Here is a 14,513-nt window from a genome sequence, read left to right as displayed (position 1 = left end):
ATGGACATCACCATACAAGCCGACGACAAACTTGCAAGCAAGTGCTCATTTATAATGAAACGATCTATCACCCTGAACCTACATCATGACGACTTCTGCTGACATCCTTGTTACCGCACATGCGCGCGGGGTAGCCAATCAATTACCGTATGCCGGTGCTGTGACACCGCAAGAAGCCTATGCACTCTTGCAAGACAATCCAAAAGTAAAACTAGTCGATGTACGCACAAATGCAGAACGCGACTGGATAGGCCGCGTCAATGTCGCACCGGAACAGCAGGTCGCCGTGCAATGGAATCTGTACCCTGGAGGCACGCCAAATCCGGATTTCCTGTCGCAACTTGCGCAAGTTGCAGAGAAAGACACTGTCTTGTTATTTCTGTGCCGCGGCGCGGTACGTTCGCGTCACGCAGCAAAGCTGGCGACGGAAAATGGCTATGCACACTCCTTCGACGTACTCGAAGGATTTGAAGGTGAGAAAGATGCCGAAGGCCATCGCAAAACAGTCAATGGCTGGTGCAAAGCCGGCCTGCCCTGGATAGGCGCTTAAGCTGCTTTCACTCCACTCAGCCACAAGATACGCTTGCGTACCAGATTGATATTGCTGCGCAAGCGATATAACTCATCCGCAAATGAAAGTGGAATCGAAATCTGGTTCACTTTCTCTTCAATCTCAGTCAAGCGCGTCAACTGCGCCGGGAAAAGCTCCGCACGTTTTTCCGGTGGCACATCCTCAATCGCCTGTTCTACAGAGCGCAATTGCCCATACCAGCGATACACGCGCGAACGCACCTTCCATACGTACAAGGGCGGCAAAATACGTGACAAGGGAATGATCAATGCACCCAATGCGACGATCACAATCCACATGCGCTCAACAAAATTGGCCACCCAGAACGGAAAGTAACGCTGCAGCAGCGGTGCGCCATCGCGATAGAACTTCTCGGCTTGTGGCGCCACTGGAATTTCCGTGTAGCTCCCGTTCGGGAACTCGCCCTTCTTGTTAAACCACCCAGCGCCGCCGTGAATACTGACGGCTGCCTGCGCAATCAAATCTACCAGGGCCGGATGCAAACCCTCACGGGCAACCAGGGTGGCTGTAGGTGCAATCAAATGATAATTCTTGACTGGCATATCCCGCGAAAAATCGACAATGCCACGCGGCAAAACTACATGTGACAGATAAGGAAAACGACGCGAATACGCTTCCGCCTGCGAAAAATCAAACAGTTTGATCCCTGGCGTTCGCAACAACATCTGAATCAATAATCCATCCGGCGCAGAACTGAACACCAAGGCATCAATACGGCCTGCCAGCAATTCAACGGTCGCCGGCGTATCGGCCAGCTTGCTCGTTTTTACGCTATTGATGTCAATATCATTCGCTTCGAGAATCGCGTTAAACAACTTAGGTACGCCACTGCCGTCGGTACCAACATTGACCTTCATCTTCTTTAATTGCGTCAGATTTTTCAACTGCGCATTCTCGCGATAAAACAACCAGACCGGCTCATAAAACAAACTGCCTATCGAGATCAAACCGGAGCGCTCGGCATCGGCATGTTGGGTCGAACCGCTTTGCACGAAGGCGATGTCGATATCCGAATCTTCATCGTTCAACAGGCGCAAATTTTCCGCTGAACCTTGCGATGATTTCAGTGTTGTCGTAATCCCGAATTTGCCGAGTTCCTGCGCATATTTTTTGCCGAACTCTGCATAAGCACTACTATCCTGCCCGGTCGAAAAAACGACCTGCGACGGAGGAAACGGATTGATCAGCTTGTAAGCAAAATAGCATGCAGCAGCAATCAAAATCACCAACGGCCCGACCGTGACAAATAGATCGCGCAGGGAAAAGCTGGTGAATTTCAGAATTTTTTTCATGACAAGCGACACTCAATCAACAAAAGCAAACAAAAAACGCCGGTATCGCAAGGATAACCGGCGTTGCAATCGAAGCAAGCACCATTAAGCGAGCTTGACGGCATGCTCACGTGTTTCGTGGAAAGTCACGCCCGGCCAACGTTCCTGCGTCAGACGCAAATTGACGCCGGAACTGGCCAGATACGCAAGATTGCCAGCCGCATCGTGCGACAGATTGTGGCCGGCTGAAGAGCGCTCAAAATCAGCCAGCATCTTCTTGTCGTCGCAGGTAATCCAGCGCGCGCTGCTGATGCTGGTACCTTCAAATACGGCATCGACACCATACTCATTCAGCAAGCGACTGGCGACCACTTCAAACTGCAGCACGCCCACACCACCCAACACCAGATCGCTGCTGTTGACCGGCTTGAAGACTTGAATCGCACCCTCTTCGCCCAACTGCTGCAAACCCTTGTGCAATTGCTTGATCTTCAGCGGATTACGGATGCGCACCGAGCGGAAAAAGTCTGGTGCGAAATATGGAATGCCTGTGAACTGCAGCAATTCACCTTCGGAAAAACTGTCGCCGATCTGCATGTTGCCGTGATTCGGCAAACCGATGATGTCGCCTGCATATGCCTCTTCCACCTGCTCACGACTGGACGCCATGAAGGTGACTACGCTGGACACCTTGATCTCGCGGTTCAGGCGTAAATGCTTGACCTTCATGCCACGCTGGAAACGGCCGGAACACACACGCAGGAACGCAATACGATCGCGATGCGCCGGATCCATGTTCGCTTGAATTTTGAAAACAAAACCGGAGAAAGGCAATTCAGTCGGCTTGACTGCACGCACCGTCGCATCGCGTTCGCGCGGTGGCTGCGCCCAATCCAGCAGCGCATTCAAAATTTCGCGCACACCGAAGTTGTTGATCGCCGAACCGAAAAATACTGGCGTACGCGTACCGTTCAGGAAGGCGTCGAGGTCGAACGGATGCGATGCACCGTGCACGAGCTCCACTTCCATTTTCAATTGTTCGATCTCAAGCGGGAACATCTCGGCGAGGCGCGGATTGTCTATGCCTTTGACGACTTCAAATGTCTGATCGGCTTTCTCGCTGCCTGGCGCGAACAACATGATTTCATCGCGCAGCAAGTGATACACGCCGCGGAAATTCTTGCCCATGCCGATCGGCCAGGTGACCGGTGCGCATTCGATCTTCAGCACTGATTCCAGCTCGTCCAGTAGTTCCAGCGGATCGCGTGTCTCGCGATCCATCTTGTTCATGAACGTGATGATGGGCGTGTTGCGCATGCGGCAAACGTTCAGCAATTTGATCGTTTGTTCTTCCACGCCTTTTGCCGCGTCAATCACCATCAGTGCGGAATCGACTGCGGTCAATACGCGATACGTATCTTCAGAAAAATCCTGATGGCCTGGCGTGTCGAGCAGGTTGACGACGTGGTCGCGATATTCGAACTGCATCACCGAACTGGCGACGGAAATGCCGCGCTGCTTTTCGATATCCATCCAATCGGATGTTGCATGACGGCCGCTCTTGCGTCCCTTGACGGTACCGGCGAGTTGAATCGCGCCCGAGAACAGCAACAGCTTTTCAGTCAGCGTGGTTTTACCCGCATCAGGATGGGAAATAATGCCGAAGGTGCGACGGCGCGCCACTTCGCTGGCGATCAGTTCGGACGAAACGGAACGTATTTCAGGTTCGGATCCTGCGTCTATAGCAGAATCGGGTGTTGCAGAATCGACGGAAGCGGACATGAGGGTTTCGGGCGTAGTGGACATGGAATAGCCCTTGCGAAAAGGGCTAAAGTCTACCGTCTCTTGGCCCTGAAGTCTAATGTGGCTATGGAAAATAGCGATGGGTTTTGAGTACTTAAGCCCTGCCGAAGCAGAAACGCTTAACGTTTTACCAAGCCGGCGGCTTCCAGCCTGGCCCAGATGGCGTCTTTTTCAGCGTCGTCGTAAATGATCCAGTTAATCACTTCGTCAAAGGTCCGGCCGCAACCTTTGCAGATTTCGTCACCATGTGAAGTCGAGCAATAACCGGCGCAAGGAGAATCCGGGCGAAGTACGTCTTTGCGAGTCGGGGCTGGCGAATTATGGTCTGCTGCTTGATCTACTGAATTATCTTTGTTGCTCATGCGAAATAGTCTGTGCTTCTATCCATCGAACCTGCATTGTCTATCAAACCGGCAAAAATTACTGTGCCTGCACAATGAAGTCGGTTAGCAGCACTGCTTCGATATTACGAGTATTCAAAGCAGTATTGCCCGCATCGCGCAGAATTGTCTGCACATAAGTCAGGCCTTCCGGCTCACGCAAGCGCTTGAGATCGACATTGGCCAATGCTGCCTGCAATGCAAAATCCAGTTGCTTCTTGTTACTGGCAAGCCACGTCGCATCTTCATTGCGTGTCTGTACAGCAATCGTCGCCTTGATTGCAAACTCGGAACTGCGAACCACTACCGGACCAAAGCTTGTATAAGTCGATGGCGACACCGGGCGCGCACCATACGAAAAATACAGCCAGACCGACAGCATGCCTACCAATACGATGGCCAACGCACCGCCGATAATGATGACGTTCGTATCGATTTGCCTGGTTTTGGTTTTGACGCTGGCTTTCGCCATGATGATGCCCGGAGTGGTGAATTGCCTTAGTTTAACCGATGTTTCCGGACGGACAGCTCAATTAATTTCCTTAAGGAAATATTTCCACCCTCAAACCGTCATGCCAAACGGTTCAAAGTCACGCCATTACTACCGCGTTCCAGTCTGTCTTCCAGTTCGCCTATGTGCGCAGCAACCGTATTGCCGGATTGCTCAATGGCAGTCGCAATGCCGGTATTCAAGCGATCCAGACGATCAAGCAAGGCGCCGCGCAGCTCCAGATTCTGCTTGTCGATGGTACGCATTTCCAGTTCGATAAACTGACGCAGCTCGGTATAACGCGAGGCTTCGGCTTGATCGGCACGCTCACGTTGAAGCTGCAATTCTTTGGTATGACGGCGCGACTCCAGTAAAGAGTGCGACTGCAACTGAATGAACAGTGCCAGAAAAAATGCAGCCAGCAATGTCGTCAGCCCCAGCATCACCAAACCCAAGGGTGCCTGTACGGTCGTACCTCCCAGCCAAAGGGCTGTTGGTGCATTGAAGGCTTCCCAATTCAAGGCAGCCAATGCCGCTATCGCACCCAGGATAATGGCAAATAACAATGTCCGAATTTGCATGATGTGCGCGCTTTCAATGTGAGGTTCAAGAAAGGAGCGTTCACCGCGAGCTAGATATGGCTGGCGGCGCGCTACAAAAGCTGTGCATCAGATGATGTAGCGATTGTCCCTCATTCGACGGGAATTGTTTGTACGGCAACGTACAGTGGCAAAGCGCAAGGCCTTATCCTGCATTCACGATGCATACTTCATCCAGCTCATACTCGTTGCGCAATCCTGTCGGCCAAAAGCTGTCAGCAGCCATGACAAAAACCCTCTGTTTATTGGCGCAACTCAAATAAATCTATGTGCGTTTTTGTCACTTAAACCAAGAAATTTCCTTTGCTTTTGATTGCTTAATGTAACATTCACTCTACAATTAGTTACCTCAAAAAAATATTCTAAACGGAGCGACCTATATGAAATTCACATCTTTGTTGGCAATGATATTGCTGGCAGCAGGCATCAATTCCGCTGTAGCACAAGATCTTGTCCTGGCCGTTAACGAAGGTGTGACTTATCAAGATGGCGGACCTGCCAGTGAACGCTACAAACCATTGCTGCAATTGCTGTCAAAAGAACTCAAACAAAACGTCAAGCTGCAAACCGTAGACAAATATTCAGTTTTTGAAAAAGGCCTCGCTGAAGGCAAATTCGATCTGGCATTCATTCATCCTGCACACGTCGGTTTGGTCGCCGTCAAAAAGAATGGCTACGAAGGTTTGGTGACCGCCAAGGGATTTACCGATTACCGTGCGCGTGTGCTTGTTGCCAACGCTTCCCCGATGAAAACCATGCAAGATCTGCGCGGCAAGAAAATCGGCGTACCGTCGGTTGAATCGATTACCACTGTGATGTTTACCGCCAACCTGCGCGAACTGAATTTTCCACAACCGGAAAAATCCTTTACCGCCACCCGCTATCAAGATGCTGTGCCCTTCATGATCGATAATGGTTTTGTCGATGCTGGTGTCACCGGTTCTGCCGGCGTAGCCAAAGCATGGGTTGCCAAAGGCGGCCGCATCCTCGCAGAAACCAAACCAGTCCCAATCAAACAATTCCTCGCATCGAAAAAACTCAGCGAATCCGACCGCGAAAAACTCAAAAGCCTGTTGCTCAACTTGTCGGAAAATGAGGCTGGTAGAAACGCGCTGTCCAAAATCAGCATGACAGGCTTCGTGCCTTGGAATGCACAAGTCATGGATGAAGCAACGACTCGTCTCGGCTTGTAAAAAATAGCAAGCGCTTGCGCTTGCTGATCAGAAAAAACGCATTGCTTGTCGCAATGCGTTTTTTCTTACCCTTTCAGTTTTTATCATTTCAACATCTTCATGCGGTACTTATCGGTATTCGCGTTCTTAAAATTTTCAAACAATCTCCACTGAATACAGCATATGAAACTCACTTCTTTTTTAGCAACTGCATTACTCGCAGCAGGCATCAACTCAGCAACAGCACAAGATCTTGTTCTGGCAGTTAACGAAGGTGTTACTTATCAAGATGGCGGACCTGCCAGCGAACGTTACAAACCGTTGTTGCAATTGATTTCAAAAGAACTCAAACAAAATGTGAAGCTGCAAAGCGTAGACGCTGCGAACTTTGGCAAGGGTCTGGCAGAAAACAAATTTGACATCGCCTTCATACATGCAGCGCACATCGGTCTGCAAGCAGTAAAGAAAAATGGCTATGAGGGCCTGGCCACCGCCAAAGGATTCACCGATTACCGCGCACGCGTACTGGTCGCCAGCACATCACCACTGAAAGCCATGCAGGATTTGCGCGCCAAAAAAGTCGGCGTGCCCTCGCTTGATTCGATTACTACCGTGATGTTTACCGCCAATCTGCGTGAGCTGAATTTTCCACAACCGGAAAAATCGTTCACTGCCACACGCTATCAGGAAGCCGTGCCGTTCATGATCGATAACGGTTTTGTTGACGCTGGTGTCACGGGTTCTGCTGCAGTCGCCAAGGCATGGGTAGCCAAAGGTGGTCGCGTCTTGGCAGAAACCAAACCGATTCCAGTCAAACAATTCCTCGCATCGAAAAAGCTCAGTGAATCCGACCGCGAAAAACTCAAAAGCCTGTTGCTCAACTTGTCGGAAAACGAAGCAGGCAGAAATGCACTGTCGAAAATCGGCATGACCGGCTTTGTACCCTGGAACACGCAAGTGATGGATGAAGCGACTGCTCGTCTAGGCTTGTAAATCTACAAACTGCCCTCGCGGTATCTGGCATCAAATCAAACGCCTCGCTTTCAGCGGGGCGTTTTTCTTTCTACTCCAGCGACATCCCAGCCTTGATACGTTCGACAATTCAGCTCTCAAGAATTAATCCGTGACTTTTACAGGCAGCACACTTATACTGTGTTTATATACAGTAATGTGTATTTCTGTCGGGCTGCTCCCCCTCCTGCTTTACTGTGCAGCCCGACTCTTTCTTCCCTGTTACATCCAAAATCCCACGCCTCATTTCTAGTGCCTCATACTGCAGTCGCAGTCACGTATGGCTTGCCTATAAGCAGTTTTTAGATCAAAGTAGCGCCCAGTTGAAATTCCTGGCTCGGGGTCCTGCGCGGTAGAACATGCGCGGGTGAGAGATACCCGTTGAACCTGATTGAGGTAATCCTCGCGCAGGAAAGCATGCGAACTATCGCCGTCCTCCACGGCGCAGAACCGGCTGACCTGCCATCCTTTTGAAAGAAGATGATGGCTTTAACCGATACTCCTGCGGCAAGCAGCAATGCCGCTTTTACACCCGCTTTCATACCAATTCCTGCTGCAGAACGCGTCTTCTCGTTCCGCGATCACGCCGCGCTCTGGTTCAGCCTTGGCGTAGGCTTGCTGGTCATGCAGATCGGCGCCTTCCTCGGCACCGCACTCGGCACCCAAACTGCCTTGTTCGCCATCGTCGCCGGCTCAGTGCTGGGCGCTGCCCTGCTCGGCTGGGTTGCCTACATAGGATACGAGCGCGGCTTGTCCAGCCCTATCCTGATGTGCCAAACACTGGGAACATCCTTCGCAAAATTACCAGTCATTCTGAACATCATTCAATTGTTAGGTTGGTCCGCATTTGAGCTGGTCGTCATGCGCGACGGTACGACCGCGCTGATCAAAGGCATCACCGGTATTGAGCAGCGTGGATTCCGTATGTCACGGCAATTTTCTGGGGCTTGTTATTGGTGGCACTCGCCACCGGCTCCATGATCGGTCTGGTTCGACGCTTTGTCGGCCGCTTCGGCTTGCCTCTGGTAATTCTGTCGCTAATCTGGCTGACGTATCAATTCTTCATCAAAGCGCAAACGCAAGGTCTGGATGCGATCTGGAACAAGGCTGGCGATGGTTCTATGAGTACGCTCGCAGGCATAGATCTGGTGATGGCAATGCCGGTGTCGTGGTTACCTCTGGTCGCTGATTTCGCGCGTTACGGCAAGGCCGGTGCGAGCACCTTCCGTGGTACATGGCTGGGCTTTGCCATCGCCAATATCTGGTGCCATGCATTGGGTGTGCTGATCGTCAGTACGTCGAATCCTGGTGCCGATCTAATGACGACATTATTGTTGGCGCAAGGCGGTTTGATTGCGTTGGGCTTGATTCTGATCGATGAAATGGATAACGCTTACGGCGACGTCTATTCCGGCTCAGTCTCGCTCAACTTCCTGAATGGAAAATTCACGATACGCTTCTGGGGAATTGCGCTGGCATTGGTCGCTACCTGCTGCGCACTGATACTGCCCATGCATGGCCTGGAACCCTTTCTGCTGATACTGAGTTCGGTGTTCGTACCTTTGTTCGGCGTCGTCATTTCGCAGTTGGCAAAAAATGGAGCTGCGACAGATAAAACCGTGAATGTCGTACCTGTCGCGATCTGGCTGATAGGCATCGCAGCATTCCACATCTGCCCTATGCTCTGGCCGCAAGTGGGTTCCGCGCTACCCAGCCTCGCAATCACGCTGCTGCTGGGATCGCTTTACCGCATGGCACGCAACCCTACCCTGCAATCGGCTTAACAAATATAGTTGAAACGGATGATACTGGTATTTCACTCATCATCCGCTCTCGACTATCTTGCTGCGACCTGAGATTTGTCCCAGCCACCACCAAGTGCCTTGAATACATCGGTAGTGCCGGTCAGACGCAGCAACTTCAACTGCGTCAATCTATCGTCAGCCGTGAACAGCGTGCGCTGCGCATCGAGCAGAGCGTTCAAATCATCTGCCCCTTCGCGATAGCGCAATTCGGACAAGCGCAATGCACGTAAAGCTTCTTTCTTGATTTCGATCTGCGCCTGCTCCTGATCGCGATTGCGCGTTGCATTGCCGAGCGCATCATCGACTTCTTTCAAGGCGGTATACACAGTACGACGATAGCTTTCAGCCAGTTGTCGACGTGTCGATTCATTGGTTTCCACCTGCAAGCGCAAGCGATTGCCATCGAACAGTGTTTGGACTATCGATGCTGCGATGCCTACGCTGTATGTTGGATTACCCAGAGACAGCAAGGCAGCACTCGAATTACCGGCAGCGCCTGTCAATGAAATCGTCGGCAACAATGCCGCGCGTGCCGCTGCCACATTGGCAGAACCAGCCAGCAATTGCGCTTCGACACTGGCGACATCGGGACGGCGTGTAATCAGCGTGGATGGCAAACCGGCACTGACTTCCGGTATAGCAAGCACCTCCAGACTTTGCGCCGCAACCTGTAAAGCCTGCGGCTGACGACCCAGCAGAATCGCTAACGCGCTGACGGTTTGTCGCTCTTGCACCTGTAGCGGAAAAATAGTGGCGCGCTGTGCCAACACCGTACTGCGTTGACGACTGACATCCAGGGCAGACGCTGCGCCAAAGCGATAACGCGCTTCGACGATAGCAAACAGTTTTTCTGAAATAGCCAGATTTTCCTGTGCCACTTGCAATTGCATGCGCAAGGCCAGTATCTGGAAGTAGGCATTCGCGACACCAGTCGTCAGCGTCAGACGCACCGTTTCCAGACCATAGAGACTGGCGTTCAGCGATGCGTTCGCACTCTTGGTGGTTGCCGCCACGCGGCCCCAAACGTCGACTTCATAATTGACACTCAGCGCCACACCGCTTGATTCGCTTCTACTCCAACCACTGCCTGTCGGGCCTGGTTTAACCTGACCGGTTTCGGTGCCCGCACTCACAGTCAGTAACGGAAACAAAGATGCACCGGCGCTGCGCGCAGCAATTTCTGCTTGCGTCACACGCTCTGCGGCAATGATCAAATCCGGACTGCCAGCCAGGGACTGATCGATCAAGCCAGACAATTCCTCTGAACCAAACCCACGCCACCAGTCGCGCTGCAATTCAACGCCAGCAGGTGCTGCCTCTGCCCATGTTGCGGGAATTTCCACATCCGGTTTGCTTGCATCAATGTTATGCGCACAAGCACTCAGTGCAAGTACGACGGCTACGGCAAGCGCGAGACGCGACCGTCGAAAATTAAACCCTGTTGAATTAAAACGTGAAGTCATGACTGTCATTTCATTCTGCCGACAACGCGACCACAGGATCGAGTTGTGCAGCTTTTTTAGCTGGTAGATAACCGAACAGCAATCCCGTCATGAACGCGCAACCGAATGCGAGCAATACAGGTGCTGCTGAATATTTAATAGGAGTGCCGAATGCGTCAATCACGGCTGCGGTTGCCAAACCAAACACCACACCGATGGCACCGCCTATCGCAGACACCACCACGGCTTCAATCAAAAACTGCTGCATGATATTGCTCTCGCGCGCACCGGTCGCCATGCGTATGCCGATCTCGCGTGTGCGCTCAGTGACTGACACCAGCATGATGTTCATCACGCCGATGCCGCCGACCAGCAATGAAATCGCAGCAATCGAACCAAGCAAAATAGTCAGCGTGTTTTGCGTCTGCTCCATCGCTTCCATGATGGAAGCCATATTGCGAATCTGGTAATCGACGGTGCCGTGACGCTCCAGCAGCAGTTTGTCGACTTCTTCCTGCGTATCGTCGATGTGATCGACGTTTTCCACGGCCACAGTCACATTACGTAAATAACGTTGCCCCGACAAACGCAGGCTGCTGGTTGAGTAAGGGACGAACACCACGTCATCCTGATCCGAGCCCATAGGCGACGCACCGCGTTCCGACATGATGCCAACCACCTGAAACAACAGATTGTTGATCAGTACGAATTCGCCTATTGGATTACTGTCGCCAAACAATGCATTCGCCGTAGTTTTCCCAAGTACCGCAACGGCGGCGTAATTCGTTTCATCGTCTTCACTGAAGAAGGTGCCTTGCGCTACCGGCCATTGCCGTGCGAGCGGAAATTTTGCCGACGTACCCGTTACGCTGGTAGACGTATCCGAGGTACCAAAACGCAGAGTGACGCTACTGCTTTGCTCCGGCACCGCCGCCAGCACATTCGGCAAATCGTCAATCGCCTTGACGTCATCGACTACCAGCGTCGCCGTACTATTAAAGCCGCGTTGATTCGGCGCACCCGGCCGTACCAGCAACAGGTTGGAACCCATGGCACTGATACGCTCGACTACTTCAGCCTTGGCACCATCGCCGATTGCCAGCATTGCGATCACGGATGCAACGCCGATCACGATGCCGAGCAAGGTCAGCACAGAACGGAAAAAATTCGCACGCAAAGAACGTAGCGCCATCTTCGCCGCTTCCAGCATATCGGTCAGTCGCGAACCTATGCCTGCGACCACCGGACGTACAAAGTCTGTCTGTGTTGGCGACGGATGTGCAGGACCTGGGTCGGACAGGATGTGGCCATCCTTGATCTCAATCAAACGCTGCGCGTGATCTGCAACTTCCTTCGCATGCGTGATCAGCAAAACCGTGTGGCCGCGGGAAGACAAATCGGCCAGCAGCTTCATCACATCCTGGCCGCTTTTGCTGTCCAGCGCGCCTGTCGGTTCATCGGCCAGAATGATGCGACCACCGTTCATCAACGCACGCGAGATCGATACCCGTTGTTGTTGCCCGCCTGACAATTGGTTCGGCCTATGGTGCGAGCGGTCTGCCAAACCCAATTCAGCCAGCAAGGCTTGCGCACGTGCGTGACGTTCCGCCGGCGGCAAGCCGGAATACATGGCTGGCACTTCCACGTTTTCTGCGGCGCTGGCGGAAGCGATCAGGTTGTAACTCTGGAATACGAAACCGAAATCATCGCGACGCAACAAAGCGCGTTCATCGCGACCGAAGTCCGAAACATCACGCCCCATGAAGTAATAATTGCCGGTACTTGGTCTATCCAGGCAGCCGAGAATATTCATCAACGTGGATTTGCCGGAACCCGATGCACCCATGATGGCGACAAACTCGCCTTCATAGATTTTCAAATCGATACCGTGCAACACTTCGACTTCAAGGCCACCGTTGCGGTAAGTTTTGGTCACGCCGCGCAATTCAATCAGCGGCGTCTCATCCGAATCACGGACACCGGCAGCTTGCACTGTTTCCACGACGGCTGGGTCTATCTCTTTGTTCATTAACGACCCCGTGCTGATCCAGCGCCAGCTCCGCCCATACCTGGTGGCATGCCGCCTTGCTGGCCAGTCGCCGCTTGTGTGCGTTTGCTTGATGGTGGCAACTTCATGCCGATAATGACGGTGTCGCCTTCGACCAAGCCACTCACTACTTGCATCTGCACGCGATTGGTAACACCGAGTTCGACTTTGCGTTGTTCGATCTTGCCATCCTGATCTATGACTTTGACTGTGCCACTACGTGGCGTACGTGTTGTGCTTTGCTCCGCGAAGCCGCTGGTAGAAACAGAGGACGTTGGAGGACTACCTATGTTCGACGTTGCTGCAAGCGGATCGACCTTGTCTGCAGCTGCAGATTTTGTACTGCCTGCCTTGGACTTCTCGTCACCCGTCGATTTATCGCTTTGCGCCAACGCAGAGTCGCCAGATTTACCGGCCGCTTCGCGCATCGCACGGCGACGCTCACGCATGGCTTCGCGTTCTTCGGGAGACATCTTCTCGAATGACGCGCGACGTTCTTCCTGCGTCATGTTCGTGAATGACTGATCGCCCGATGGATCAGCTGATTTTCCAGCTGTTTGCGCGGTAGCTTGAGTATCGGCAGGTTTGTCTTTTGCCTCAGCCTTGCTAGCTGCGTTCTTTGTGGTGGACGCATCGGCGGATTTTTCATTCGTCGATTTTCCTGCAGTCTCACCGCGTTCGCGTTTTCCACCTGCACCACCAGAACCTCGTGCGATCGTCACCGCAGCAGTCGGCACCAGCAATACATCCTTCGCTGTCGCCGCAATAAAGAACACTTGCGTCGTCATGTTAGGCATCAATGCCTGGTTCTTGTTAGGTACATCAAACAAGGCGTTGTACAACACCACGTTATTGGTAACAGTAGGAGTCGGTTCAATCTTGCGCAAGGCACCATACCAGCGACGACCCTGACTACCCAGCGTGGTGAAATACACTTCCATACCCTTGCTCAGCTTGCCCACTTCAGCTTCCGACACTTGCGTCTGTACCGTCATTGTCGACAGATCCGCAATACGCAAAATGGTCGGTGCGTTTTGATTAGCGTTCAGTGTCTGGCCTTGACGCGCTGTCAGCGACACAACAGTACCTGCCATAGGGGCGTAAATTTTTGCGTAGTTAAGATTGGCTTCGTCAGCACGCAAAGTCGATTGCGTTTGCTCTATCTGCGCTTGCAACGCATCTATCTGTGCTTTGGCTGCACGCAAGCTTGCTTCTGCAGTTTGCAAAGCTTCCGCCGTTGTGGCATCAGCTGCCATCAGATTTTTTTGACGAGTGTATTGCAGGTTGGCCAATACCAATGCCGACTCACGCTCCTTCATCGTCGCCTGTTGATTGCGCAAACCTGCACGTCGTGCATCCACCGTTGCACGAAACACGGTCGGATCAATCTCGGCCAGCAAATCGCCTTCTTTGACCACCGAACCAACTTCAATATGCAGCTTTTTCAACTGACCGGATACCTGCGCACCGACATCCACGTATTCGAGCGGTTGCACGGTACCGGTTGCCGTCACCAGATCCTGAATATCGCCACGCTGCACTTCTGCGACTTGATAAATTTCACGCGGATCTTTCTTTGCATAAAACTTGTGCCATCCCCAATAACCGGCAGCAGTGAGCAGCACGACCAACAAAGCCAGCACGGTATAACGATGCAAAGCACGTTGGCGCAAAGTAGACAGGAAAGAAGATGACTTCATGGACAAGGACATTCAGAGTTTGGTGGTTATTCAATCAGGCAACAGGATAAAACAAGATCACATCCAACTTTGACAGCACACAAGGAGGCTGGTACTTCAAAGCCGTCCATTCATGCATGCTGCAAGGAACTGGCTGGCTATCCGGATGATGCAAGGGAATGGCTGGCGACGTCGCAAAACGTTTGGTAGGTGGTAACGATA

11 protein-coding genes, 1 pseudogene and 1 riboswitch are annotated in these 14,513 nt (G+C 52.3%); of the genes and pseudogenes, 4 read left to right on the top strand and 8 right to left on the bottom strand.

The window, feature by feature from the left end; translation table 11 throughout:
- The first annotated feature begins 85 nt into the window (after positions 1-85).
- Complete coding sequence (locus tag Hfont_RS08395) at positions 86-550, top strand: rhodanese-like domain-containing protein (RefSeq protein ID WP_112991943.1); 465 nt, start codon at positions 86-88, stop codon at positions 548-550.
- On the opposite strand, the gene Hfont_RS08390 is transcribed toward Hfont_RS08395, so the two are convergent.
- The 5 genes from Hfont_RS08390 to Hfont_RS08370 all read right to left on the bottom strand — a co-directional run bounded on the left by Hfont_RS08390 (position 547) and on the right by Hfont_RS08370 (position 5,117).
- Positions 547-1,884, bottom strand: a complete 1,338-nt coding sequence (locus tag Hfont_RS08390; RefSeq protein ID WP_112991942.1) for a TAXI family TRAP transporter solute-binding subunit — start codon at positions 1,882-1,884, stop codon at positions 547-549. The two genes, Hfont_RS08395 and Hfont_RS08390, sit on opposite strands and share 4 nt — an antisense overlap.
- Before the next feature lie 84 nt (positions 1,885-1,968).
- Entirely contained in the window at positions 1,969-3,669 is a 1,701-nt protein-coding gene (locus Hfont_RS08385; protein ID WP_112991941.1) for a peptide chain release factor 3, read from the bottom strand.
- A gap of 116 nt (positions 3,670-3,785) precedes the next feature.
- On the bottom strand, positions 3,786-4,028 hold the full coding sequence (locus tag Hfont_RS08380) for a DUF1289 domain-containing protein (protein ID WP_112991940.1): 243 nt from the start codon (positions 4,026-4,028) through the stop codon (positions 3,786-3,788).
- A 58-nt stretch (positions 4,029-4,086) separates the two neighbouring features.
- The gene (locus Hfont_RS08375; RefSeq protein WP_112991939.1) at positions 4,087-4,518 is read right to left on the bottom strand and encodes a flagellar basal body-associated FliL family protein; all 432 of its coding nucleotides are present in this window, start codon (positions 4,516-4,518) and stop codon (positions 4,087-4,089) included.
- 98 nt (positions 4,519-4,616) lie between these two features.
- Positions 4,617-5,117, bottom strand: a complete 501-nt coding sequence (locus tag Hfont_RS08370) for a LapA family protein (protein WP_112991938.1) — start codon at positions 5,115-5,117, stop codon at positions 4,617-4,619.
- A 398-nt stretch (positions 5,118-5,515) separates the two neighbouring features.
- Between Hfont_RS08370 and Hfont_RS08365 the strand changes: the two genes are divergently transcribed.
- From Hfont_RS08365 to Hfont_RS08355, 3 genes and pseudogenes are all read left to right on the top strand, one after another.
- Complete coding sequence (locus tag Hfont_RS08365; protein ID WP_112991937.1) at positions 5,516-6,328, top strand: phosphate/phosphite/phosphonate ABC transporter substrate-binding protein; 813 nt, start codon at positions 5,516-5,518, stop codon at positions 6,326-6,328.
- Between the two features lie 162 nt (positions 6,329-6,490).
- A complete protein-coding gene (locus tag Hfont_RS08360; RefSeq protein WP_112991936.1) occupies positions 6,491-7,300 on the top strand; it encodes a phosphate/phosphite/phosphonate ABC transporter substrate-binding protein in 810 nt (269 codons plus the stop codon).
- A gap of 346 nt (positions 7,301-7,646) precedes the next feature.
- A riboswitch (TPP riboswitch) is annotated at positions 7,647-7,749 on the top strand.
- 52 nt (positions 7,750-7,801) lie between these two features.
- Positions 7,802-9,102, top strand: a pseudogene (locus tag Hfont_RS08355) (purine-cytosine permease family protein).
- Positions 9,103-9,155: 53 nt separating this feature from the next.
- Here Hfont_RS08355 and Hfont_RS08350 read toward each other — a convergent pair.
- The 3 genes from Hfont_RS08350 to Hfont_RS08340 are packed head-to-tail and all read right to left on the bottom strand — an operon-like array spanning position 9,156 to position 14,312.
- Positions 9,156-10,586 carry an efflux transporter outer membrane subunit gene (locus Hfont_RS08350; protein WP_112992419.1) on the bottom strand — a complete coding sequence of 477 codons (1,431 nt, stop codon included), beginning with the start codon at positions 10,584-10,586 and terminating at the stop codon, positions 9,156-9,158.
- A gap of 10 nt (positions 10,587-10,596) precedes the next feature.
- Entirely contained in the window at positions 10,597-12,594 is a 1,998-nt protein-coding gene (locus tag Hfont_RS08345; protein ID WP_241523053.1) for a MacB family efflux pump subunit, read from the bottom strand.
- Entirely contained in the window at positions 12,594-14,312 is a 1,719-nt protein-coding gene (locus tag Hfont_RS08340) for an efflux RND transporter periplasmic adaptor subunit (RefSeq protein WP_112992417.1), read from the bottom strand. The genes Hfont_RS08345 and Hfont_RS08340 overlap by 1 nt, the downstream gene beginning before the upstream one ends.
- Positions 14,313-14,513 lie beyond the last annotated feature (201 nt).

The sequence above is a fragment of the Herminiimonas fonticola genome, assembly GCF_003293745.1.
Classification (GTDB): Bacteria; Pseudomonadota; Gammaproteobacteria; order Burkholderiales; family Burkholderiaceae_D; genus Oxalicibacterium; species Oxalicibacterium fonticola.
This window is presented reverse-complemented; position numbering and strand designations above follow the sequence as displayed.